Annotated in this window: 22 protein-coding genes; 21 read left to right on the top strand and 1 reads right to left on the bottom strand. The window is 31.8% G+C overall.

All coding sequences use genetic code 11. From position 1 onward, the window contains the following. Position 1: 1 nt before the first annotated feature. Positions 2-760, bottom strand: coding sequence for a response regulator transcription factor (locus ABD940_RS04955; protein WP_345200688.1), 759 nt, complete (start codon positions 758-760; stop codon positions 2-4). 123 nt (positions 761-883) lie between these two features. Between ABD940_RS04955 and ABD940_RS04950 the strand changes: the two genes are divergently transcribed. The 21 genes from ABD940_RS04950 (at position 884) to ABD940_RS04850 (ending at position 22,007) form a co-directional block, all read left to right on the top strand. Further along, positions 884-1,525 (top strand): hypothetical protein, encoded by a 642-nt coding sequence (locus ABD940_RS04950; protein WP_345200687.1) that lies wholly within the window; start codon positions 884-886, stop codon positions 1,523-1,525. A 66-nt stretch (positions 1,526-1,591) separates the two neighbouring features. Next, positions 1,592-3,985 (top strand): TonB-dependent receptor domain-containing protein, encoded by a 2,394-nt coding sequence (locus ABD940_RS04945; protein WP_345200685.1) that lies wholly within the window; start codon positions 1,592-1,594, stop codon positions 3,983-3,985. Positions 3,986-4,071: 86 nt separating this feature from the next. Continuing rightward, the gene (locus tag ABD940_RS04940; RefSeq protein WP_345200684.1) at positions 4,072-4,251 is read left to right on the top strand and encodes a class I lanthipeptide; all 180 of its coding nucleotides are present in this window, start codon (positions 4,072-4,074) and stop codon (positions 4,249-4,251) included. 59 nt (positions 4,252-4,310) lie between these two features. Next, on the top strand, positions 4,311-4,490 hold the full coding sequence (locus ABD940_RS04935; protein ID WP_345200683.1) for a class I lanthipeptide: 180 nt from the start codon (positions 4,311-4,313) through the stop codon (positions 4,488-4,490). A gap of 59 nt (positions 4,491-4,549) precedes the next feature. Then, on the top strand, positions 4,550-4,729 hold the full coding sequence (locus tag ABD940_RS04930; protein WP_345200683.1) for a class I lanthipeptide: 180 nt from the start codon (positions 4,550-4,552) through the stop codon (positions 4,727-4,729). Between the two features lie 47 nt (positions 4,730-4,776). Further along, a complete protein-coding gene (locus tag ABD940_RS04925; RefSeq protein ID WP_345200681.1) occupies positions 4,777-4,956 on the top strand; it encodes a class I lanthipeptide in 180 nt (59 codons plus the stop codon). Positions 4,957-5,039: 83 nt separating this feature from the next. Continuing rightward, positions 5,040-6,212, top strand: coding sequence for a lanthionine synthetase LanC family protein (locus tag ABD940_RS04920; RefSeq protein WP_345200680.1), 1,173 nt, complete (start codon positions 5,040-5,042; stop codon positions 6,210-6,212). Then, entirely contained in the window at positions 6,212-7,369 is a 1,158-nt protein-coding gene (locus ABD940_RS04915; protein ID WP_345200679.1) for a lanthionine synthetase LanC family protein, read from the top strand. The genes ABD940_RS04920 and ABD940_RS04915 overlap by 1 nt, the downstream gene beginning before the upstream one ends. After that, on the top strand, positions 7,369-8,319 hold the full coding sequence (locus ABD940_RS04910; RefSeq protein ID WP_345200678.1) for an LLM class flavin-dependent oxidoreductase: 951 nt from the start codon (positions 7,369-7,371) through the stop codon (positions 8,317-8,319). The genes ABD940_RS04915 and ABD940_RS04910 overlap by 1 nt, the downstream gene beginning before the upstream one ends. Then, positions 8,300-11,404 carry a lantibiotic dehydratase gene (locus ABD940_RS04905; protein WP_345200677.1) on the top strand — a complete coding sequence of 1,035 codons (3,105 nt, stop codon included), beginning with the start codon at positions 8,300-8,302 and terminating at the stop codon, positions 11,402-11,404. The genes ABD940_RS04910 and ABD940_RS04905 overlap by 20 nt, the downstream gene beginning before the upstream one ends. Further along, a complete protein-coding gene (locus ABD940_RS04900) occupies positions 11,401-13,611 on the top strand; it encodes a peptidase domain-containing ABC transporter (RefSeq protein WP_345200675.1) in 2,211 nt (736 codons plus the stop codon). The genes ABD940_RS04905 and ABD940_RS04900 overlap by 4 nt, the downstream gene beginning before the upstream one ends. A gap of 535 nt (positions 13,612-14,146) precedes the next feature. After that, complete coding sequence (locus ABD940_RS04895; protein WP_345200674.1) at positions 14,147-15,487, top strand: tyrosine-type recombinase/integrase; 1,341 nt, start codon at positions 14,147-14,149, stop codon at positions 15,485-15,487. Positions 15,488-15,522: 35 nt separating this feature from the next. Beyond that, complete coding sequence (locus tag ABD940_RS04890) at positions 15,523-16,287, top strand: hypothetical protein (RefSeq protein ID WP_345200673.1); 765 nt, start codon at positions 15,523-15,525, stop codon at positions 16,285-16,287. Between the two features lie 98 nt (positions 16,288-16,385). Further along, a complete protein-coding gene (locus ABD940_RS04885) occupies positions 16,386-16,682 on the top strand; it encodes a helix-turn-helix domain-containing protein (protein WP_345200672.1) in 297 nt (98 codons plus the stop codon). Further along, on the top strand, positions 16,667-17,581 hold the full coding sequence (locus ABD940_RS04880; protein ID WP_345200671.1) for a hypothetical protein: 915 nt from the start codon (positions 16,667-16,669) through the stop codon (positions 17,579-17,581). The genes ABD940_RS04885 and ABD940_RS04880 overlap by 16 nt, the downstream gene beginning before the upstream one ends. A 229-nt stretch (positions 17,582-17,810) precedes the next feature. Continuing rightward, positions 17,811-18,548, top strand: a complete 738-nt coding sequence (locus ABD940_RS04875) for a hypothetical protein (RefSeq protein ID WP_345200670.1) — start codon at positions 17,811-17,813, stop codon at positions 18,546-18,548. A 76-nt stretch (positions 18,549-18,624) separates the two neighbouring features. After that, a complete protein-coding gene (locus ABD940_RS04870; RefSeq protein WP_345200668.1) occupies positions 18,625-19,002 on the top strand; it encodes a helix-turn-helix domain-containing protein in 378 nt (125 codons plus the stop codon). Positions 19,003-19,073: 71 nt separating this feature from the next. Further along, the gene (locus ABD940_RS04865; protein WP_345200667.1) at positions 19,074-19,787 is read left to right on the top strand and encodes a recombinase family protein; all 714 of its coding nucleotides are present in this window, start codon (positions 19,074-19,076) and stop codon (positions 19,785-19,787) included. Positions 19,788-20,139: 352 nt separating this feature from the next. Next, a complete protein-coding gene (locus ABD940_RS04860; protein WP_345200665.1) occupies positions 20,140-20,583 on the top strand; it encodes a hypothetical protein in 444 nt (147 codons plus the stop codon). A gap of 3 nt (positions 20,584-20,586) precedes the next feature. Continuing rightward, on the top strand, positions 20,587-21,147 hold the full coding sequence (locus ABD940_RS04855) for a DUF4352 domain-containing protein (protein WP_345200664.1): 561 nt from the start codon (positions 20,587-20,589) through the stop codon (positions 21,145-21,147). Between the two features lie 254 nt (positions 21,148-21,401). Then, the gene (locus ABD940_RS04850; protein ID WP_345200663.1) at positions 21,402-22,007 is read left to right on the top strand and encodes a recombinase family protein; all 606 of its coding nucleotides are present in this window, start codon (positions 21,402-21,404) and stop codon (positions 22,005-22,007) included. Positions 22,008-22,194 lie beyond the last annotated feature (187 nt).

The following is a 22,194-nucleotide window of genomic DNA, read 5'->3' as shown; positions in this document are numbered from 1 at the left end:
ATTACATCAATTTATAATTGGTAGCATACGATAATGCTTCCGTGATGTTGCTTACTCCTAATTTTTCAAATAATTTTCTTCTGTGAAATTTCACGGTATCTCCGGTTACATAGATTTTATCAGCAATCTGATTAATCGTCAATCCCTGAGCATAAAGGCGTAGTATTTCTATCTCTCTTTCGGATAATTTTATTTTTTCTTCTTTGATCCATTTATTCTCTGACAGATCAAAATTCCATATTTCATCTGTACCCTGCTTCACGATGGAAATATTTCCCGATGCATGATTGTGTGATAAAGACACGATGCACATTGCTTTCCACATTTTACCTTCCGCAGAAAGGAAAAGCGGAGTCAGTTTATGATTAATTAGAATTGTATTTTTATTTTCATTAATTAAATGAAAATCATAAGAAATTGTATATAATTTTCTTTCTTCTACAGGCAGATTTTCATAAAAATCAAATCCTACTTCATTAATCTTCAGAAGCAGTTCCAAGTCTTCTTTTTTTACGTGCCTGAAATAAAACGCATATCCCATTATTTCCACTTCTTTTGGTGTATGATCGCACAGAAAGAGCGGGTTGTCTGAGACATATTCAAAACTTTGTTTCTGGTAGTCTATTACATATAAACTCATGTAAGTAATTCTGGAAAAGGCTTTAATTACTTCCAGATAATCAGATGTCTGGTAAGTTTCTGATTCTGAAATACTTCCAATGCTATTTTTATTAGTGAAAAATTTATTGATTTCCTCCATGGTTTAGCTTTTTTTGTTCACATCCTTGATACTACACTTTTGTGTAGACTTTAACAAATCTACACAAAAGTGTAGCATAATTTACTATTTGGTGAAATAATTTTACCTCAAGATATTAAAACCATGAAAAATTTCAACTTTTCTTCTTTAAGTAATAAAGACGTATACGAGTTATCAGAATTCGTTGTTATTGAGAATTTTAATCATCATACTGAAGAACTAAACTATGCTCAGTTTAGCAAAGAAGTAAATGATATATATCACGAGGAATTGAGTTTTAAGGATTCTAAAATTTTTGTTTCAAGAGACGGAAATCAGAAAATCAACGGATCAATAAGAGTCTTGAAATGGAACCAAAGAGATATTCTTCCATTGGAGAAATTATTCATGATTAATCCATCAACTTTAACTAACACTAAAGATATCGACATATGGCATATCGGAAGATTCGCGATTAAAAAAGGAATTGATAAAACAGGGTTCGGAATTTTTAAAACCTTGATGGCTTATGCTATCAATGAAGTTTGCCAGAACAAAAATTCCGTAGCCATAGCAGAGTGTGATGCGAAGCTGCTTAAAGTTTTAAAACTAATGGGAATTGAGGCTATTACATTGGCAGAACCTATTCATTATTTAGGATCAGAAACGATTCCTGTGCTATTGACTTACAACGGGTTAAAGAAATTCTTGGATAAGAATTATCACCTTATGGCTCAGAACCTAGATACCCTACACCAAAGTGTAGTATTCCACCAGACTGCCTAAAACTACACACAAGTGTAGCATCATTAAAATCTCGACACTCTACCTTTGAAATATAAATTAAAACTCATGACACAGAAATACATAATATCATTATTATCCTTAGCAGGTATGAGCCTTAGCTTAAATGCTCAAAGTATTTCCGGAAAAGTAGTGGATGAAAAATCTCAAAATATTTCTTATGCTGAGGTTGTAATGTCATTAGACAAGAAAACATATTCAGCCATTACAGATGAAGGCGGAAATTTTACAATAACACTTCCGAAAAATGATTCTTATAAAATGGAAATCTTTTTAAATGGAAACAATGTATTTGAAAATAATATAACTATTGACGGAAATGTTTCAAAAAACTATACGATAAAAAGTAACGACGCTGTAAAAGATATTCAGGAAGTTACAATTACTCAGAAAAAAAAGCTGGTAGAGAGAAAAGTTGACCGCTTGGTTTTCAATGTAGAAAATTCGGTTGCGGCAACGGGAGGAAATGCTTTAGATGCTTTAAAAACCACTCCTTTAGTAAGAGTTCAGGATGAAAATGTATCCATCATTGGAAAAGGTGAAGTTATTGTAATGATCGACGACCGAATCCAAAGAATGTCTCAGGATGATTTGGCAAGTTTATTAAAATCCATTCCATCAGATAATATTAAATCAATAGAAGTCATTACGACTCCACCGGCAAAATATGATGCAGAAGGAGACAGCGGTCTTATTAATATTAAACTAAAAAAAGCCAAAGTCAATTCCTGGAATGCTAATATTGGTGGTTCATATACACAAAAAACATATGCAGGTGGCGGTATGCAAGGAATGTTTAATTATAATCATAACAAATTATCTCTGCAGGTATCGGCAAATACCAATAGCCAAAGATTATTAACCAATTCTGACAGCAATATTTTTTATCCAAACGAATTGTGGTCTATGAATGTGAAAAATAAGTCTAAAGAAAATAATCTTGGTCTTGGGTTGGGTGCGGATTATAAAATAAGTGATAAATGGACAAGCGGTTTAAAATATTTAGGAAGTTTTACAGAAAGAACTTCATCCAACAGTCCGCTCACGACCAGATCAAATTATACGACAGGAGCCGTTAATTCCTATATTGCTTCTGATGTAGATGGTAATAATAAACCTAATATGAATTCCATCAACTGGAACAATACCATTAAGCTGGATTCTGCGGGAGCAAAGATCACGACCGATTTTGATTATTTTAATTATAAAAAACGAGACTATCGCTTCTTTGCAGGAAATGAATGGGATAGCCAGAGAAATATAATTCCAGAGACATTTTTTTCTTCCACTAATACGAATGTAAACCGTGTGGAAAACTATTCCGGAAAAGTAGATGTAGAACTTCCACTGAAATGGACTTCTTTAAGTTTTGGAGGGAAATACAACTACACCAATACAGACAACGATCTGGTAGTTTTGGATCATCAGACGGGAACAACAGTTTTGAATACAGATCAATCCAATATTTTTAATTATAAGGAACATAATGAAGCACTGTATGTTTCTGCCAGCAAAAAATTAGGCGAAAAATGGGAAACTCAGGCAGGATTGAGAATGGAGGCTACCCAAACGACCGGATATTCTGAGAATATGAACCAGACCAACAAGAATAATTATGTAAAATTATTTCCTACGGCTTATGTGACGTATAATCAGAATGATAAGAATTCATTTTCATTGAATTACAGCAGAAGAATCCGAAGACCCAACTTCGATTATCTGAATCCGTTTGTGATCAGGACAAGTCCATACTATTATTATGAAGGAAATCCGTTTTTGAAACCTTCTATTATAGATAATCTGGAGTTTTCATATATCAGAAATCAAAAATTTGTGTCGTCGGTTTACTATTCGCAGGTTTCGAATTTCAGTCAGGAATTTTCGATTCTGGATAAAGATACCAATATCACCAAAAGTACTCCTTTGAATTATGCAAACACGTATCAAATTGGGATTTCATCTTATTACAATTTTAATAAATGGTCTTGGTGGAACAGTTTCACAGGATTCAATGCTAATTATCAGAATGTAAAATCTAAAACGGACTTAATCGGCTCTATCGATGGATATAATGCTTATATCTATTCTAATAACGATTTTACTTTAAATAAATCTAAAACAGCATTCTTCAGTGTAAACTACGGATTGCAACTTCCGGGGCGTTATCAGGTTTTCCATATTTCGACAATGAACATTCTGGATGTGTCTGTGAAGTTTTTATTCCTGGAAAAAAATCTTACGCTTATCATTACAGGGCAGGATCTTCTGAACGGGCAAAGACCTTTGATCAGCTACAAATCCAACGGCGTGGAAACCAATGTAAGAAGCTACGAAGACAGCAGAGGTTTCAGAATCTCTCTGAGCTACAAATTCGGAAACAATAATATAAAATCCGAACAAAGAAACTTCGGAAACGAAGACGAGCGAAACAGAGTTAACTAACTAAAAATATACTTGCAAGTAAGGTCCAATAAAGGTTTTATGACTAAAAAAGATAATCCAATCATTAAATACAAAATTTTAACAAAATGAACAAAATCAAATTAACAAAAGGTTTAGAAATCAACAAAGAGCAAATCAGCAAATTGCAGGAAGAGCAAATGAACAGCCTAAAAGGAGGAACAAATACTCTTCAAGCTCCGGGGCAATCTTGCGGACAGTGTTCTTGCGGAGGTAACACAATCGTAAAAACGAGAGTTGCTCAATAATTAGCAAAAATTACCAAATCACATTAAAATAATTTATTAACAATTAAAATTTAAACATCATGCACAAAATCAAATTAACTAAAGGATTATCAATTAACAAAGAGCAAATCAGCAAATTGCAAGAAGAGCAAATGAACAGCTTAAAAGGTGGAACTAATACTCTTCAAGCTCCAGGACAATCTTGCGGACAGTGTTCTTGCGGAGGTAATACAATCGTGAAAACGAGAGTTGCTCAATAATTAGCAAAAATTACCAAATCACATTAAAATAATTTATTAACAATTAAAATTTAAACATCATGCACAAAATCAAATTAACAAAAGGATTATCAATCAACAAAGAACAAATCAGCAAATTGCAAGAAGAGCAAATGAACAGCCTAAAAGGAGGAACTAACACTCTTCAAGCTCCGGGACAGTCTTGCGGACAGTGTTCTTGTGGTGGTAACACAATCGTAAAAACGAGAGTTGCTCAATAATAACCAAATCACATTAAATAATTTATTAACAATTAAAATTAAACATCATGAACAAAATTAAATTAACAAAAGGTCTAGAAATCAACAAAGAACAAATCAGCAAATTGCAAGAAGAGCAAATGAACGGTCTGAAAGGAGGAACAAACACTCTTCAGGCTCCGGGACAATCTTGTGGACAGTGTTCTTGTGGAGGAAACACAGTAGTACAGACAAGAGTAGGGAAGTAATCCTTTTCTCTTATAAAAGAGGGAGACCTTTAAAGTTCCCTCCCTCTTTTAAAAATAATCTATAATCCTATAGCTCTCGTATCATGAAAAAAGAAAAAGAAATCATCTCAGAAATAGAAAAATGTATCCGCCAAAAAGATAATGTCCTTACAAGTATTGGTCTTAATAACGGAATTCTAAGTGCTTCAATGTTTTACTATTATCATTATTTAATGACTAAAGAATCAGAATCTTTAGAATTGGTAACACATTACATTGAGAAATCTTTATCTGTTCTTACAGAAGATTACAAAAGCTTTCATTTTAATGATGAACTCAGAGAGCTGGGATTATATATTTTGTTTTTGAAACAACAAGGAATTTTAGACAACGATACAGATTCTTTACTGGAAAGTGTAGATGAAATATTGGAAGAAATACTTATCCAGAAAACAGAAAAAGGAGATCTTGATCTTACCAGCGGTTTTCCGAGTGTTGCCAAATATTTCGTATTGAGAAACCTTGAAGACAAAAAACATTTGCTTTACAAAACTCTTGATAAGGTAATTGAACTAAGAAAATCCAATGAAAACGGAAGTTTCTGGATGTTCGACCTTCGAGATACAGAAGAACCTTACGTAGAACTTGGTTTAGGACACGGAGTAACTGGAGTGGTCAATTTCCTTTTATTCCTTTACAAAAACAATATCTACAACGAAGAATCTCTGAAACTGATCCATGAAGGATTATCATTTATCTGGGCTTGTAATGAAAACGATTCTGAAAACATAAATCTTTTCCCATTTAATGCATTTGAAGATATCTACATCGATTATCACAATCTCGCTTATGGAGAAATAGGAATCGGCTATACTTTTTACAATGCCGGAACTATTTTAAACCAAAAAGATTATTGTGATAAAGGACTACAGATCTTATTAAATACTACAAAATTTAAAGATGCTGATAATTCTACGATTCTGGAACCAGGACTTATTTACGGTTCCGCAGGATTATCTGCTTTGTATAAAAATATATACACTATGACAGAACATGATGCTTTTTTAGAAGCTAAAGAATATTGGCATCAACATCTGCTTCAGTACAAAAACAATGAAAATTCTAGCTGGGCAGGATTCAATGCTCATTACAGCAAAGAATACGACAGCGTACACATGGCTTTAGGGCAAGGCATCGCAGGAATCGGCATTACATTAATGTCGGATATGATAAAACCAAACCACGACTACATTTCATTCTATAATTATGACCTATAATGGAAGCATTACAATCTCAAAATATTACTACAATTCTTAAAGAATACGACCAAAAAATACTTGATTTTGATTATAGAGCATTACCAGACGGATTGCTATTCGGAAAACTTGGATTACTTCTTTATTTTTTATCAAATTATCAGATCAATAAAAATGATCAATACTTAAATAAAGTCATTACAATTCTTGAAGAGGTTTTTGAAAACTGCAGTCTGCAAAAAGAAGACAATGTTTACGCACTTCCTACTTTATCCAAAGGAATGACAGGCTTAGGCATCATTCTGGACTTATTAAAAAAAGACGGATTATTAGATGATGATTTTGATGATCAGATTCATGAAATCGGAGAAATTATTTTCGAACAATCTGTGAAAATGCTGAAAGAAGACAACTATACATTTTTTGATGGACCAATTGGAAATCTTTATTATTTCAACACCATTAAAAATGAAAAATACAGCAACGGAATTGTAGATATTCTTTATGATGAATGCATTTCCAAACCCATTCCATTTGAAAATAAGCTTAATGACAGCTTTGCAGATGGTATCAACTTAGGATTCAATTACGGCTATCTCTCTATTGTTAATAATCTTTTATCACTTCCTGTAATTACAGAAAAAGCTAAATATATTATTGACTCTTGTATGAATTTCATTATCTCTAATTTTGATATTCACGAAATAGAAAACGCCAAAATATATAAACCATACAACTATAAAGGAACTCCAGACCTCCTTAAACCTTTCCACAACAACAGACTTTGCTGGTGCAACAGTGATCTTTCTTTCTCTTACCTTCTTTACAAAGCCGGAGAAATTTTAGAAAACGAAAAATACACCAAAATGGCTCACGAACTTGGAATGGAAACTACAAAAAGAAAAGTAATGGCCAATACAGGAATAGAACTTATCCATTATTGCCACGGAACTTCCGGACTTGTACAGCTTTACCACGAAGTAAACCAAAGAGACAGTCAGCCAGAATACAAAGAATCCAAAGATTTTTGGCTGAAAAGATCTCAGGAAATTTTGGAAAACGAACTGGATCAGCCATTCAGCAAGCAGGACAGCTCATTAATATTTGGAAAAATAGGAGCATTAATCACTCTAAATGATAATATCGATAAAACTAAATACCTTAAATTTTTACTGTAATGAAAACAAAAAGCATAGGATTACTGGAACTAGGATACAGAAGCGGCAAAGATTCAATCACAGCTCTTAATGATGTAATTGATTATGCCCTTCATGCAGAAAGACTGGGATACAGCAGATTTTGGCTGGCAGAGCATCATTACGCTCACATCAAGAATCTTGCATTCTCAAACCCGGACATAGTGATCGCCATGATCGCAGGAATGACAGAAAGAATAAGAGTAGGATCGGCAGGAACTTCGGTTCCGAGTTATTCTCCTTACGCTGTTGTTACCAATTATAAATTAATCAATAATATATTCAGCGGAAGAATCGATCTTGGTTTGTCCAAAGGAGTTCCGGAAAGCGAAAACACCAAAAACCTTCTCAATCCAGATATGCTAGAGAAAGGAATTGGAAATGTTTTTAAAGAAAACGCTTACGAAATCCATCAGTTATTATATTCAGAAGCTGAAAAAAACGAAAAAGAAGGCATCCTGATTCCTCCGTATGGCGGACTAATTCCAGATCTTTGGTATCTTTCTTCTTCATTAAACAATGTGGACGACGCCACAGAACTACACTCAAATTATTGTGTTTCATCATTTCACAATCAGGGAAAATTCCTTGATAATCTTGATGATAAAAAAGAGGGAATCGACAGATACAAAGATTCATTTTATAAGAAAAACGGATTTGTACCTAAGTTTTCCCTTGCATTAGCCATAAATCTTGCAGAAACAAACGAAATAAAAACCGATGCAGAGCAGGAATCTGAATCATTTAAAATTCTTGATCTCAATTTCGAAAAACTTTTTGAACTGATCGAAACATTAGATGAAAAACTTTCTGTAGACGAATTTATTCTATACGATACAGAAGCAGACAGTGACAAGAAAATAGCAAATGCTGAAACAATAAGCAACTATTATAACCTACAATCTCTTCAACATGAAAACGCAGCTAGATAATATAAATATTGGTTTTATGAGGAACGCTCTGTACTCATTCAAACGATATAAGGATATACCGAAAAATACGACAGATCTTGATGATTTCGTCTTGGGATTGTGGAATGATAAAATCTTCAGAGAATCCATTTTTTTAGCTTCTTACGAATTGTATAATGAATGGTCAAGATTATGCCAGGACGATCCTACTTTATCAGCAGTGAAGAGAAACAAGATCAATAATTCTATTTTGAAATATTATATCAGAATTACCACAAGATCTACTCCGTTCGGAACATTTGCATCGCATTCAACTTTTGAATTAAATGCTGAAAATAAAAATATTGAAGCCGGAAGTATGACATCGATAAGTCGGTACACGACATTAGATTTATCTTTCCTTTTTCAGGTTATTGCACTTATCAACAGAGACTTTCCGGAAGTTCATGAATATGCGCTTAATGACTCAATTTACAAATTGGGAGATTATTACCGATACATCGAGACCGCTATACGGAACGAAAAAAGAATCTATACATTAAGCTCATTAGAAAAAGATGAACTTCTGGATTTCCTGGTTGATACAATGGCAAACCAATCATTTTCTTTTGAAGAACTCATTGCTTTGGTAACAGAAAATGTGGAAGGAGTTTCCGATGAAGATGCAAGATTCTATATTTTCGGACTTATTGATGCTCAGTTTTTTAAAAGTGATTTTGATATTTGCTTAAATGAATATTCACCTTTACGTCAAATCATTGATTATTTAAATTCAAAGCAAAATATTCATGAAGATCTGGATGGATATTTAGAAAATCTAATCCAAATGGAAAACTATCTGGAACTGCTAAATTCCGGTGTTGGACAGGCTCAGGAATATTATGATGAGATATTTTCATTGGCCAATCAGTTTTCAATTTTATATGACAGAAAGCATTTAATTAATTCTTCATTAAAAAGAAACCTTGATTTTTCGCCCGTTTCCAAAGAAGATTTTTCTAAAATTAAAAAAGCAATCAATACATTATCTTGTTTTTATGATAAAGAAAGTGATATTGTAAACGAAAATTTAGAGAACTTCAAGAAAGTTTTTTATTCAAGATATGAAGAAAGTTTGGTTCCATTAGTTGAGGTTTTAGACAATGAAAGTGGAATTGGATATATTCAGGAACAAAACAGTGAAAACGATTTTTCTTCTTTGCTGGATACGTTAAGCTGGCCCAATACAAACAATGATTCTTTTACCATAAAATACAACAAAAAGATTCATGAATTTTGGAGAAGGATTATCAATAAAGCCAATATCAACGGAGATTCTGTAATTGATTTAAGCAAACATGATCTCAATAGTCTCCAAGGTTCTGAAGAAGTAAGCATGGCAAGATCCTTATCTGTAATGGTAGAAAAAGTTTCGGATAAAATTGCGGTAACTTCTGTAGGCGGCACAAGCGGAATTAATCTTGTAGCGAGGTTTTCCAATGAAGATGAAGAAATTTTAGTTCCGATGAATAAAATCATTAAAGAAGAGCAAAATGACGACCACTTTATTTACGTAGAATTGCTTCACTTGCCGGACAACAGAGTCGGGAATATCCTTTTGAGACAAGTAAAAAGGGGGAATCAATTATCTTATCTTACTAAAGCTTCTTCATCAGAGAACACAATAAGTCTTACTGATCTTTACCTTAAAATGATTGATAGCAGAATAGTTTTATTTCATAAAGAATTAAATAAAGAGGTTAAAATTTTCCATTCTACTGCTCATAATTTTGATTATAATTCGCTTCCAGTTTATCAGTTCCTGTGCGATTTACAGAATCAGGATGTTTCAGCCGCTTTGGTTTTGAATATCGGGGAAACAAATTATCTGGTGTATGATTTTATTCCGCGTATCACTTTTGGAAATGATATTATTTTTACTCCGGCTTTATGGAGATTGTATCAAAATGATATTCAGGGAATTAAAATTGGAAATAATGTTGAAAGTATTAAAACTTTAAAACAACACCTTTCAGACAAAAAAATCGGCAGATATTTCTTTGTTTCTCAGGGAGACAACAAATTATTAATCGATTCTGACAATGAAAACCTTCTTTCGTTCCTTGTAGATGAATTAAGATTGAAAGAAATGGTAACCTTAACGGAATGTCTTTATAATCTGGAAACTGATGAGTTTAGCAACGAGATTGTGATTCCATTAATTAATAAAAATTATAAAGCATTAAAAACGAAGCTCGACGAACATATTTTTAATGTAAATATTTCTGATAACAAATTTATCCCAGGAAATAAGTGGTTGTATTACAAAATCTATTGTGGAACTAAGTTTTCAGATAAAATCTTACAGGACATTTTTCCAAATCTCTTACCTCATCTGAGTGAAGAAGATTTAATTAAAAAATGGTTTTACATTAGATATAATGATCCAGATAACCACATCAGATTAAGACTGGAAATTAATGATAATAATTTAACGAATACAGCCAAAATTATGACCACTTTCAATGATTATTTGGATAAATATATCAACGAAGGCATTATTAATAAAGTAGAAATGGGAACCTATGACAGGGAATACGAAAGATATGAAGGTAAATTCATTAATGTGGCAGAGCATATTTTCTATTACGACAGTTTATTAGCGGTCAATCTTTTGAAAAATATTCCAAACAATGATGATTTGTGGTTATATGCTATTAAAAGTATCGACACTTATTTCAATGTTTTTGATCTTGATTTAGATAAAAGATATGAAGTCATCAATAAACTTTATACAGAATTCCAAAAAGAATTCAACGTAGATAGTAATCTGAAAAAACAACTCGACACGAAATACAGAAACAATCTGAACATCATTGCTGAGATTGTAGAAACAGAAAATCAGGATTCGATTTTCAGAGAATTTATTACTTCAATTGCAGAAAACTGTAAAGAAATAGGAGACTTGAGGATCATACAAAAAGAAAGGTTGGTAAGCAGTTTTATCCACATGCATATCAACAGACTGATAAGATCGAGACACAGAATGCATGAATTAATCATTTATGGCATTGTAGAAAAGTATTACAAAATGAAAATCGGCAAAAGAAAATATCTAGTATCATGAAGCTAAAATTTATCCCTCAACACGACCAGATGGACTGCGGTCCTGCTTGTATCGCAATGGTGGCTTCTTACTTTGGTAAGCAGATTCCGTTACATTTTTTGAAACAAAACGCCAATTTATCGAGAGAAGGTGTAAGCTTACTAAGTATTAGTGAATTGTGTCAAGATATTGGATTTGAAACCTATCCGGCAAAATTAACCTTAAAAACACTGGATGAAAATGGTAGCCTACCTTGTATTCTTCACTGGAACAAAAACCATTTTGTAGTATTGCTTGATGTAAAGAAAAGTTTAATTACAGGAAAAAAGAGATACAAACTTGCCGATCCAAGTCATGGAATTATCTGGATGAGCGAAAAAGATTTTCTTAAAAGCTGGCTATCGGATGGTGAAAATGGTGTAGCTCTTTTTGTAAGTCCTACCAACAGTTTTTATCAACAGACTTTCCCTGAAGAAGATAAAGTAAATCTTTCATTTGCTTTAAAATATTTCAAAGAACATAAAAAGAAATTTATTCTATTATCCTCAATGCTTTTGTTAGGAAGCGGGTTGAGTCTGGTCTTCCCGTTTCTTACACAAAGTTTAATTGATAAAGGTGTAAATACAAAGGATATTGATCTTATTACCATTATTCTTATTTCTCAGGTTGTTTTATATTTAGGAAGTATCACAATTGAAATTCTTAGAAATTGGCTAATGCTTTATATCGGAACGAGGATAAGTATTTCCATTATTTCAGATTTTTTAAAGAAAATATTACTCTTGCCAATGGGATTTTTTGATACCAAAATGACAGGAGATTTTACTCAAAGAATTCAGGATAATGAAAGGATTGAAGAATTTTTAACTTCACAAAGTTTAATGACATTCTTTTCAATGATTACTTTCTTAGTCTTTTTTGGAGTACTTTGGTATTATAATGTTTCGATTGTGTTGATTTATTCATCATTAACAGCTTTATCATTACTTTGGGCCCAATATTGGCTAAAGAAAAGAGAAATTCTGGACTATTACCGTTTCAGAGAAAAAGGACAAAGTCAGGAAAGTGTTTACGAGCTTCTGAATGGTGTTTCTGAAATGAAATTAAATCAATTTGAAGACTATAAAAGACAAGAATGGGAAGGTATCCAAAACAAACTTTTCAAAACGACACTTCGTATTTTAAGGGTTGACCAGTATCAGTTTTCAGGATTTGAATTCCTTAATCAGTTAAAAAATATTTTAGTTACTTTCTTTGCAGCCTTGCAAGTGGTAAAAGGAAATATGACAATTGGTGAATTATTAGCAATTTCTTATATAATTGGACAGCTAAATTCTCCTGTAAATCAAATGATTTCGTTCTTTAGATCCTTGCAAGATGCCAAATTGAGTCTTTCCAGATTAAATGAAGTTCAGAATCATGAAGAAGAAGAAAAAGAAGGATTAAAAACTCTTGCTCTTAGACGTGCATTTGATCAAGATAATGATGAAAGAGGAATTACTTTAAACAATGTTTCATTTCAATATGAAGGTCCAAAATCTCCTTTTGTTTTAAAAGATTTAAACCTGTTTATCCCGGAAGGTAAGGTAACGGCCATAGTAGGAGCAAGCGGAAGCGGTAAAACAACCTTGATGAAAATGTTGCTTAGATTTTATGACCCTACTAAAGGTTCAATTCATTATAATGATGACAATATTTTGGATTTATCTCCTAAAAGCATTCGGGAAAATTATGGTGTTGTAATGCAGGACGGTTTTATTTTCTCCGATACTATAGAAAGAAATATCGCAACAAGCGATGTAGAAATCAACAGTAAAAAGATGGAAAATGCGGTGAAAGTAGCTAATATTTCATCATTCATCGACAATCTTCCATTAGGGTATAATACGAAAATCGGAGCTGCTGGAAACGGAATTTCAGGAGGACAAAAACAAAGAATTCTTATTGCAAGATCAGTATATAAAAATCCTCATTTTATTTTATTTGACGAAGCGACTTCAGCACTGGATGCGGAAAATGAAAAAATAATTCACGATAATCTTCAGGAGTTTTTTAAAGGCAAAACTGTGATCATTGTAGCGCATCGGCTAAGTACAGTAAAAAATGCAGATCAAATTATCGTCTTGAAAAATGGAGAAGTTGTAGAAAAAGGAGATCATCAGGATCTTGTTAGCAGAAAAGCAGATTATTATAGTCTTGTGAAAAATCAATTAGAATTAGGAAACTAAGTAAATTATAATTCTCTTCAATTTTTTTTAATATATTTCATAATAAAAGCCTTGGGTATTTTAGATACTTCGAGGCTTTTTTATGTTATCATTAAGAGCAATGGTATTATTTTTAATTAAATCCCATTTTGAGAGTATTTTGCCTCTTTTTATTTATTTGTTACTTTTCCGAATTTTAAGTTTGGCTTTTGAAGTCTCTTTTTCATAGTTTTTCAACTCTTTTCCTTTGGGATGAAAATATCGGATTCTGTTCAAAATAAATTGATACAATATTACAATAACCATTGAAATAAGCTTGTGACTATAAAAATAAAAACCACTTGATTTTTCAAGTGGTTAATTTTAAAATGGTAGACCCACAGGGCGTATAACCCTTTAATTTTATGATCTCCTAATTAATTGTATCTTTTTCATTTACAGGTATTTATTTTTAATTTAACAAAATAAGATTAAGAAAGATTAAGAATAATTAAGCTATTGTGGGGAAAATGTGGGGAATTTTTTGTATCTTTAAAATATAAAAAAAATTATTCATTTGGCTTCAATTCGATACTTACTTAAAAGCACAAAAAATCCAGCAAGTTTATATATCAGGTTTAGAGCTGGAAGGCAAATAGATTTGGTTGCTCCTACAGGTTTTCATATTGATCCTAAGCATTGGAGTAATGCTAGACAATCAATGAAAAATATTGTAGAACAAAACCCAATTACCAGCGATTTAGAAAACTCAAACAATATGCGGTATGAAAAACTAAATAACAGTCTCAAAAAACTGAGAGATTTTATTATTGAAAATTTTAATCATTCCCAGATTGATGGAGATATAATTGACAAGACCTGGTTGGAAAATAATCTTATTAAATGCTTTAATAGACCTTTAAATGATGGAGCTGATAATAGAATATTTTTTGTTCCCTATATTGAACAATTTATAGAAAAAGCTCCTACCAGAATCCGTAAGAAAACTAATAAGCCAGTTTCGGTAGAAACAATTAAAGCTTATAAGGCAACTCTTACTGAAATTTTAGCGTTTGAAAAATACAAAAATATAAAGCTAAAATACAAAGATCTTAATCTCAGCTTTCATAGAGAATTTATGGACTTTCTAAGTAAAGAACAAAAATTAGATTTAAAGACTGTAGGAAATTACATAAAAAATGTAAAAGCAATTGCAAGACAAGCAATGTTGGAAGGACTACCGGTTCATGAAGAAATAAATCATCAAGAATTTTTCAGAACTAGCAGTAAAACTAAAGCAATTTATTTGACTGAGCACGAGATAAATAAAATCTTTAAGCATGATTTTTCTAATAATGAAAGATTAAGTCGAGTAAGAGATTTGCTTATTATTGGACTTTGGACAGGTCAGAGGATTAGGGATTTTAAAAATATTAAAGCTTCCGATATAAAAGATGGTTATATAGAGATCACAACAAGTAAAACTGGAATGGATGTTGCGATTCCTCTTCATGACCATGTTATTGAAATTCTTAAAAAGTGGGATGGTAATTTCCCAACATCTTTATCGGATCAAAAATTTAATAAATATGTGAAAGAAGTTGGAGAAGAAGTAGGATTAACATATTTAGTAAACGGATCAAGGATTAATCCAGAAACTAAGAGAAAAGAAGAGGGTGAGTTTCCAAAATATGAATTAATCAGTTCACATATTTGTCGTAGAAGCTTTGCTACAAATCATTTTGGAAAACTTCCGACTCACACCATTATGGCGATTACTGGACATCAATCTGAAAAAGAATTTATGGGTTATATTCAGACTACCCCTAAAGAGCATGCCGAGCAAATGAAAAATTTTTGGAAAAAGCAAGCGGAGGAAAATAATTTTGAGGAAGTGAAATTAAGAATTGTTAAATAATGTTAAAATTGTATAAAATTGAGACTACAACTATTATGGGAGATACTATTATCACTATGGCAGAAGAGTCTAAATTTCAAATTTTTAATGATTACAAAAAAGAGATTGATTTTACAATAGCTCTCGAATTAGAAATTTTAAACGATGAGATAGAAAATTACTCAGAAAATGCTATTAATAAGGATGATTTGATGGATTATTTAAAGAAATCTTATAAGGAAGTAAATTTATCCTTCGGCGGAATTACAGAGGTTTTACCATCCAAATTTTATTTTGATTATAAAGAAGGTACAGATACAGAAACTTTTATAGATTTTATGATGTCCGAAGTTCGTGAGGAAATAGATGAAAGATTATCTATTCCAGATATAGAAGACGTACAAGTTCTTATTGAATGGAAAGTCTTGGAAGGTCTTTATCAATGTCGTTTATTATTAAAAGATTGGATCAGTAAGATTTTTCACAAATCAAATACAAATTCTATTATTGATAACCCTTACCCGGAGATATTTAGAAATGGAGAAAGTTTTTCGAGTTTTAGGAATATATTAGTAGCTTTAAATTCTTTTGATAAAGATGAAAATCCAAGAGATAGAGGGTTCCAAGCAAGAGCTAATGCTATTTATACCATCGATAAAAATTGTACTGATCTAAATAAAAAACTATTAGTACCTAATATTTTATTGTCCGACTTTGTAAAATTTCTCAATAAAGAATTTAAGTTAGGTATTAAATATCATAGTAAATTTAAATTATCATCTGGAGAGAAGCATGAAATAGAAGTAAAGAAATTTTATTAATCTTATCATTGTTTAACTCGAACTTCCCCTACCGTACAAAGTAGAATTTTCACCGTACAAACTATTATCAATCTTTGTCCCATTAAAGAATTAAAGTAATGGGAACGAACAATATTACACAATTACACAACACGACTCCTGAAGATTTAAAAATCGAAATTCTAAACGGTGTCAATATCTTATTATCCGAGTTTAAGAAAGACCTAGGTATTTATGAACAGAACACCTACTTAACCCGTAATGAGATAGCTAAAATGCTTAAAATATCTCTTCCTACGCTTCGAAAGAATGTAGAAAGAGGCATTATTCCTGAAATCACAGTAGCAGGACGTGTACTGTACAATTTGGCAGATGTAAAAGCCGCACTGAAAAAAGCTAATTGGAGAGAAGATTAATCATTGAAACGTTTGGAAAAATGTTTGATAAGATTAATTTTTTTATTCCGATTAACATTTCTCATTTTGGAAATGATGAAAGTATTACTATTGGTAATCTTAAGTTAGATTATAATAAGATGGACGGAAGAGTATATTACGAAACTTATTATAAAAAAATGAGATTTAGATTAACAGAAATAGGGTTGGGTATTTCAAATTCTGTCTCACAAATAATTTATGGGCATAATGCTTTTGATTTGAATTATTTAGAATTTAAGCAAACCATTTTAGAGATATGTAATAAAATTAATTGTACTAAGGCAGAATTGATAGTAAAAAGTTTTGAGTTTGGGCTAACTGTTCAAACTTATATGAAAACTGAAAAAGTTTTGTTGAAATTGCAATCTCATAAAAAATCTTCTGGTAAGCAAGAGTTTAGAAGAACTAAGCTAACTGGTGTAAAGTTTTATCATTGTGACTATGAGTTAAAATTTTATGATAAGGCACATGTAGAAAAAATTGAAACACGACATAATATCTTAGAAGGTAACCATTTAAGAATCGAAATGATGTTTAGGAAGAAGCACTTTCCTAATGGAATTAAAACAGCAGAAGATTTATGTAAAATTGAAAACATCAATCAAATTTATAAAATGTTAATGAAAGAGTGGGATGCCGTTGTTAAAATACCTGTTGTAAATCATGAAAAATTATCAAAGGAGGAAATACATAAAATTTACGCAATTTTAAGTTCTGCCTATCAAGCCGATAGATTAGATTATGTCAGTAGAGCAGCCGTCAGAAAAGAACAGCAACGATTTAAAGATGAATTACAAACAATAGGAGATTTTTCAATCTTTAATGAAATTACGAATGCTTTCGCTGAAAAATTTACTTCCTTAATGAATGTCCCTTAATTTCTATCAATTCTATTAGTTGGAAATGTGGGACAAATGAAAGAAAGGGAAAGAAAGAAAGAAAGAAAGAAAGAAAGAAAGAAAGAAAGAAAGAAAGAAAGAGACAGGAAAAGGTAAGCAGATCAGTTTTAGTTCAGAAATAAGTTTTTAAAATTGAAAAAAACAAATAACTAACATTTAATCAGTGTTTTATGTTTTGTTTTTAGAGGGAATTTTCGTAAATTTAAGTATGAAAGAAATTGATTTACAGGTTTATACTGCAAGTTTTGACAAAATAGAAGAATTAAGGAATCAGGATTTTGTTTTGGTAAGTGTTTCGGGGAAAGTTCTTGGGGATATTAAGCACAAAGAGGAGGTAGAGCCTCTGAGAGGTTTTAGTACCTACCGTATGAGATACCATAAACAGGCTAATGATTATCTTTCCTGTTATCTTTTGTACAGGCAGATATTAGAGAAAAAAGGGATAACTAGAATACTGGAGCAGTTAGAAGAGTTAAAACTAAAGCATAACAAATCTAAAATTGTTTTATTGGGCTATGGAAACGAGAATGAATTTGATTACAGACACATATTCGCTGGTTTTTTACAAGAAAATAATATTAGTGTTGTAGAATATCCTAAGCCGGTTAATATGGACTTACAGCGAAGACTCTGGAAGTACGATCCATACAAAGAAGCCGGACACGATAATTTGACAGATGAGTATATAGGTGAGACTTTAGAGCAGGCAAAATTCATTTTTGCTAAAACTTTACCGGAAAATCCGCATCATTATACTCTGAGAAAAGATTTTGGTAATGATGAAAAATTTCTCTCTATAGTGAGGCATATTCGGTTTTTCGGGGAATTAGAAGAGTTCGGAGGGATGATTTTCCGGTGTTTTTATTGGGAAAATTACAAATATCACACACATCCCTTTGATATTCTTGATATAAATACTGATTTAATCAATCGTCATGAAATTTAATTAAGTTAATAAGTTTTTGATTTTTAAAATTTTAGCTACTTAGTTTAGACAAAATTAGACATATAAAAAGGGAGAAATGATTAAACAGAATAGACTTTCTACGAAGTTTAAAAAGAAAATACTTTTAAAAGCATTGGAAAAATCTTTGGCTGTAGTGAGTTCTGCCTGTAAAATGGCTAATGTAAATCGACAAACTTTTTACAATTGGCTAAAATCAGACTTACAGTTTAGAGAGGCGTATGAAGAAATTAAAGAGATCTCTCTGGATTTCGCAGAAACATCTTTATTTCAGCAGATAGGTGAATATAATACTACCGCAACTATTTTCTATCTTAAAACAAAAGGTAGGCATAGAGGTTACGGACAAAATAATTATACTACAAATAAAAATATCATGAATTTAGATCATCTGACAAATGAGGAGCTTATGTCAATCATTAACAATAAAAATTAAGAAAATAAGTTCCGGGCTTTAGACGCTAAACTTCTTAAACGACCGTTTAAGGAACTTTGCAAAATAAAAATATGAGTAAATACATAGGATATATCAGGGTAAGTACAAAACATCAAAACAATTCGGGTCTTGGTCAGTTGGCTCAAAAAGCGATGATTAAAAACTTTCTTAAAGAAGACGATATTCTCATTAAAGAATATGAAGAGGTTGAATCCGGTAAGAAAGATGACCGTCCAGAACTTTTAAAAGCTTTAGAACATTGCAAGAGGGAAAATGCAATATTACTTATCGGAAAATTAGATAGACTCAGCAGAAATGTTGGGTTTATCTATTTATTAAAAGATAGTAAAGTGAGGTTTGTTTGCTGTGATATGCCGGAAGCTACAGATGTAACCATCGGAATTATGGCAGTTCTGGCACAAGACGAGCGAGAACGTACTTCCCAAAGAACTAAGGCAGCTTTAGCAGAGCTACGATCTAAAGGAGTTACGTTGGGAAACCCTTCTAACCTCAACAATGAAGCAAGAAAATTAGGTACAGAAGCTTTAATTAGGAAAGCTAAAGATAATCCCAACAACAAAATGGCAACGGCTCTTATTATTCCTCTCCGGGAAAATGGGATGAGCTTTCAAAAGATTGCAGACAGACTTAATGAGAATGGATTTAAAACAGCAACAGGAAAACAATTTTCAAATGCTCAAGTATTAATATTGCACGATAGGTACATTAAAAGTCAAACAGAATCAAACACAGAGGACTCAATTAAATCTATTCAGGAATTGTAAGATATTTTATACATTTGTGTAATCAACAAAAATCAAAAAATTATAAGATCAAAATAAGGTTGTAAATAACATATAGATATTGCGTTTTGCAATTCGTTTTCTTTGCTCAAATACTGGTAATATTTTAACTAAAGAAAAATGAAATGTAAGAGACGCCCTGCATGGGGTGTGTTTTGCTTCATTTCTTTAGTGGGTTATACCAGTGACCTGAGCAAAGGATGTAAGTTAATTCACACCCTTTCTCATTTCAAAATTCAAATCTGTATGAAACAACTAAATTATTTTATCTTTTATTCCATTCTACGGAAATCCGTAAGGACATCAGAACAAATAATTCTTATTTCGTAATCTGATGAAGTTTAATAAATTTTTTACCTGTAGTTTTTTAAGTCTGTGTCTGGGAACTCTGATTTACATCCTGTTCAGATCATCAAGCCTCAAAGTTTTTTCTTGGAGTAACTTTCTTGGATTAAATTGGGTTGAAACTGATATCAGAAACTTTACAATTACGATCTCTTCCAAACTTCCGGATTGGCTTTTATTTTCATTCCCCGATAGTTTATGGGTATTCTCTTATGTTTGCCTGATGCTCGGAATCTGGAAAGGTTTCATTTCAATGACAAATCTGTTCTGGATAGGTATTATTCCATTAATTGCTGTCTGTTCAGAATTAGGGCAATTTGCAGGCTTTATTCAGGGTACTTTTGATGCTCTTGATCTTGTATTTTATATCATTGGCAGTATTATGCCTCTGCTTCTTTTTAAACAATCAATAACATATAATTTAAAATTTTAACAAATGAAAAAAAACATTAAACATCTTGTCTCATTAGGATCAATTACATTTTTCTTAATTATTGCAATGGGCAGTATGGACGACAAAAAAGAAAAAACAGGAAGCTCCAAGGCAGGAACTTCTGCAGCTACAGTAAGTACAGAAGCTGAAGCAAATTACAGAAAAGTTGGAGAAACTCTCGCTACGGATTATTTTGATGTTACGGTGAATAAAGTTAGTGTTGAAAACAGCGTAAATACAGGAAATGAATTAGCAGATTTAAAACCAGAAGCAGGAACACGATATCTTATCATCAATACCTCTTTCAAAAATAACAGCAATGAAAGCAGAATGCTTATGGACGGGGAAATTTTGATAAACTACAACGGTAAAGATTACACGTTCGATAAATCTGAAACAGTTATGTTGGAAGGATGGGGATTGATGCTTGACCAGATAAATCCTTTAACAACAAAAACAACCAATTTAGTGTATAAAATTCCGGCGGAGTTAAAAGGTACAGCCTATTACAGACCAGGAAGATCGGGAGATAAAGATTTAATTGATTTAGGGAATATTCAGTAAAACTAATAATTCCACGTTACTCTTTCACGTGGAATTATTTAGATATTTTTTATTTTTTAAAGTCTACTAGAATATCATTGAAATTTTTTTTTGAATCTGAAAGTATAGCTATAGTAGTTTTTAAAGGCAGTATTATGAGATTTTATAATTGATTAAGACCGATTACTTTCTTTTTTCTTTTTCTTTTCTCAAAATCTCATATCATTAAACAAAGTTTCATAAATTTATAGAGTATGAGTTTAATGTAACAAAATATGAAAATAGGATATGCCCGAGTTTCAACCAAAGACCAAAATTTGGATTTACAAATTGAAGCTTTAGAAAAAGCTGGATGTGAGAAAATTTACCAGGAGAAAATTTCCGGTACAACAAAAAATCGACCAGAGCTTGATAAGATGATCGAGCAGTTTCGAGAAGGTGATGAATTATATGTTTGGAGATTGGACCGGTTGGGGAGAAGCTTAAAAAATATTATTGATCTTGTGTTAAGTTTAAGTGACAAAGGTATTATAATAAAAGGTCTTGTAGATGGTGTAGATACTTCAACTATTAATGGGCGACTTTTCTTAAATTTAATGGCTTCCTTATCTGAATATGAGAGGGAATTAATAAGGGAAAGAACCAATGCAGGTTTACAAGCTGCGAGATCAAGAGGTAGATTGGGAGGGAGACCAAAGGGATATGCCAAAGAAACAATTTCTAAATTATTAGTTATGAGGTCTATATATAAGAATCCGACTTTAGCTCCTAAAGAAATTTATGAACCACTAGGCTTGACAAGAGCAACATTTTATAGGTATGCTAAAATACTTGATAATCATACGGATGAAGAAATAAAAAAAATGGCAATTAAAAAATAAAAAACTGTATTTTAGATTCTTTACTAATATAAAACTATTATCTAAATGGAAAATAATAATAAAGATTTATAGTGGTAGAATAGCAAATATTGAAATAAAAAAGAGGCGACACTCGCCCCCTTCTGTTAATTAAGGATTTCCAAGACCAACTTAATTAAGACTGCAAGCCTTATACAACTTTCTACAA

Source organism: Chryseobacterium ginsengisoli, assembly GCF_039542325.1.
GTDB classification, from domain to species: Bacteria; Bacteroidota; Bacteroidia; order Flavobacteriales; family Weeksellaceae; genus Chryseobacterium; species Chryseobacterium ginsengisoli.
This window is presented reverse-complemented; position numbering and strand designations above follow the sequence as displayed.

What these genes read in the sequence shown, in the direction of transcription:
- ABD940_RS04945 (WP_345200685.1), top strand. Translation starts at nt 1,592, where the DNA reads ATGACACAGAAATACATAATATCATTATTATCCTTAGCAGGTATGAGC.
- ABD940_RS04890 (WP_345200673.1), top strand. Translation starts at nt 15,523, where the DNA reads ATGGGAGATACTATTATCACTATGGCAGAAGAGTCTAAATTTCAAATT.
- ABD940_RS04900 (WP_345200675.1), top strand. Translation starts at nt 11,401, where the DNA reads ATGAAGCTAAAATTTATCCCTCAACACGACCAGATGGACTGCGGTCCT.
- ABD940_RS04905 (WP_345200677.1), top strand. Translation starts at nt 8,300, where the DNA reads ATGAAAACGCAGCTAGATAATATAAATATTGGTTTTATGAGGAACGCT.
- ABD940_RS04920 (WP_345200680.1), top strand. Translation starts at nt 5,040, where the DNA reads ATGAAAAAAGAAAAAGAAATCATCTCAGAAATAGAAAAATGTATCCGC.
- ABD940_RS04955 (WP_345200688.1), bottom strand. Translation starts at nt 760, where the DNA reads ATGGAGGAAATCAATAAATTTTTCACTAATAAAAATAGCATTGGAAGT.
- ABD940_RS04860 (WP_345200665.1), top strand. Translation starts at nt 20,140, where the DNA reads ATGAAGTTTAATAAATTTTTTACCTGTAGTTTTTTAAGTCTGTGTCTG.
- ABD940_RS04915 (WP_345200679.1), top strand. Translation starts at nt 6,212, where the DNA reads ATGGAAGCATTACAATCTCAAAATATTACTACAATTCTTAAAGAATAC.
- ABD940_RS04885 (WP_345200672.1), top strand. Translation starts at nt 16,386, where the DNA reads ATGGGAACGAACAATATTACACAATTACACAACACGACTCCTGAAGAT.
- ABD940_RS04855 (WP_345200664.1), top strand. Translation starts at nt 20,587, where the DNA reads ATGAAAAAAAACATTAAACATCTTGTCTCATTAGGATCAATTACATTT.
- ABD940_RS04925 (WP_345200681.1), top strand. Translation starts at nt 4,777, where the DNA reads ATGAACAAAATTAAATTAACAAAAGGTCTAGAAATCAACAAAGAACAA.
- ABD940_RS04940 (WP_345200684.1), top strand. Translation starts at nt 4,072, where the DNA reads ATGAACAAAATCAAATTAACAAAAGGTTTAGAAATCAACAAAGAGCAA.
- ABD940_RS04910 (WP_345200678.1), top strand. Translation starts at nt 7,369, where the DNA reads ATGAAAACAAAAAGCATAGGATTACTGGAACTAGGATACAGAAGCGGC.
- ABD940_RS04865 (WP_345200667.1), top strand. Translation starts at nt 19,074, where the DNA reads ATGAGTAAATACATAGGATATATCAGGGTAAGTACAAAACATCAAAAC.
- ABD940_RS04870 (WP_345200668.1), top strand. Translation starts at nt 18,625, where the DNA reads ATGATTAAACAGAATAGACTTTCTACGAAGTTTAAAAAGAAAATACTT.
- ABD940_RS04875 (WP_345200670.1), top strand. Translation starts at nt 17,811, where the DNA reads ATGAAAGAAATTGATTTACAGGTTTATACTGCAAGTTTTGACAAAATA.
- ABD940_RS04850 (WP_345200663.1), top strand. Translation starts at nt 21,402, where the DNA reads ATGAAAATAGGATATGCCCGAGTTTCAACCAAAGACCAAAATTTGGAT.
- ABD940_RS04935 (WP_345200683.1), top strand. Translation starts at nt 4,311, where the DNA reads ATGCACAAAATCAAATTAACTAAAGGATTATCAATTAACAAAGAGCAA.
- ABD940_RS04950 (WP_345200687.1), top strand. Translation starts at nt 884, where the DNA reads ATGAAAAATTTCAACTTTTCTTCTTTAAGTAATAAAGACGTATACGAG.
- ABD940_RS04930 (WP_345200683.1), top strand. Translation starts at nt 4,550, where the DNA reads ATGCACAAAATCAAATTAACAAAAGGATTATCAATCAACAAAGAACAA.